This window comes from Promineifilum sp. (SeqCode), from assembly GCF_041918635.1.
Classification (GTDB): domain Bacteria; phylum Chloroflexota; class Anaerolineae; order Promineifilales; family Promineifilaceae; genus Promineifilum.
Map to the genome: position 1 here is coordinate 1 of NZ_JAYRVJ010000341.1, position 1,507 is coordinate 1,507.

The window sequence follows — 1,507 nt, forward strand, 5'->3', positions numbered from 1 at the left end:
AAGCCGATGATGCCGGCCTTGCTGGCGGCGTAGTTGGTCTGGCCTGGCTGGCCGACGATGCCGGAGACGGACGAGATGTTGATGATCCGGCCGCCCTGCTTGCGCCGCAACATGGGGCGCGTCACGGCCTTGCAGCAGTTGAAGACGCTTTTCAAGTTGGTCGTCAGCACCACGTCCCACTGCTCCTCCTTCATGGACAGCAGCAGCGTGTCGCGGGTGGTGCCGGCGTTGTTGACGAGGATGTCCACGTGGCCGTAGACCTCGATGGCGCGCTTGATCAGCCCCTCGGCGGCGGCCATGTCGCTCACGTCGGCCTGGACGGCCAGCGCCGTCCCGCCGCGCTCAGTGATGGCTTGAACGACTTCTTCGGCCGCGGCGGCGTTGGCGTGGTAGTTGACGACGACCGTGGCCCCCTCAGCAGCCAGCGTCTCGGCGATGGCCCGGCCAATGCCCCGCGACGCTCCGGTGACGACGGCGACTTTACCCTCTAGCAGCATAGGCTAAGGCTCCCACGAAAAGAGGATTAGCGCAAGGACGCCAAGACGCAAAGGCGCAACAGCTAGTTCCCTGCGTCCTTGCGTCTTGGCGCCCTTGCGTTGCTTCTTCATCACTCAAACTTGATGCGCGCGGCGGCGCGGTCGATGCGCTTGACCAGCCCCAGTAGCACGTCCCCCGGCCCGACCTCCAGGTAGGTATCCACCCCTTGTCCGCTCAGGTAACGGATGGAGTCGGTCCAGGCCACAGGCGAGGTCAGTTGCGCCTTCAGCTCGGTGCAGATTTCGTCGGGGACGCAGACGGGACGGGCGGTGACGTTGGCGACGACGGGAATGCGCGCCTCGGCCAGTGGGGCGGCGTCCACAGCGGCGGCGAACTCCTCGGCCACGCTGCGCATGAGGGGCGAGTGGGCGGCGATGGAGATGGGCAGCCGCACGACCTTGCGCGCGCCCGCTTCGCCCAACAGGGCCATCGCCCGCGCCAGGGCTGTCTCGTCGCCGGAGATGACGATCTGGCCGGGGCAGTTATCGTTGGCGACGCCGACGAAGCGGCCCGTCTCGGCCGCGGCGCGGGCGCAGAGGTCGGCCACGAGCGCGGCGTCCAGCCCCAGGATGGCGGCCATGCCGCCCGGTTGGCGCTCGCCGGCCAGTTTCATCAACTCGCCGCGCCGCCGCACCAGGGCCAGTCCATCGGCGAAGGGCAGCGCCCCGACCGCGGCCAGCGCGGAGAACTCGCCCAGTGAGTGGCCGGCCACGTAGTCCGGGTTCGCTTCGCCGCGCTCGGCCAGCACGGCCCAGGCGGCCAGGCTGGTGGTGTAGAGCGCGGGCTGCTGCACGGCCGTGTCCGTCAGCGCCTCTTCCGGCCCCTCGAAACAGAGGCGCGACAGGGCGAAACCCAGACGCGCATCGGCTTCGTCGAACAGGGCGCGGGCGGCCGGGTGGGCGTCATAGAGGTCGCGCCCCATGCCGACGAACTGCGACCCCTGACCGGGAAAGAGAAAAGCGGCGGGCAT

2 protein-coding genes are annotated in these 1,507 nt (G+C 69.1%); both read right to left on the reverse strand.

What is annotated here, in order from left to right; genetic code table 11:
* Positions 1 to 497 (reverse strand): SDR family NAD(P)-dependent oxidoreductase (locus ACE3UY_RS10955; RefSeq protein ID WP_374687568.1); only part of this gene is annotated, 497 nt, incomplete at its 3' end.
* A 110-nt stretch (positions 498 to 607) separates the two neighbouring features.
* Positions 608 to 1,507 (reverse strand): ACP S-malonyltransferase (gene fabD, locus ACE3UY_RS10960; RefSeq protein WP_374687569.1); only part of this gene is annotated, 900 nt, incomplete at its 5' end.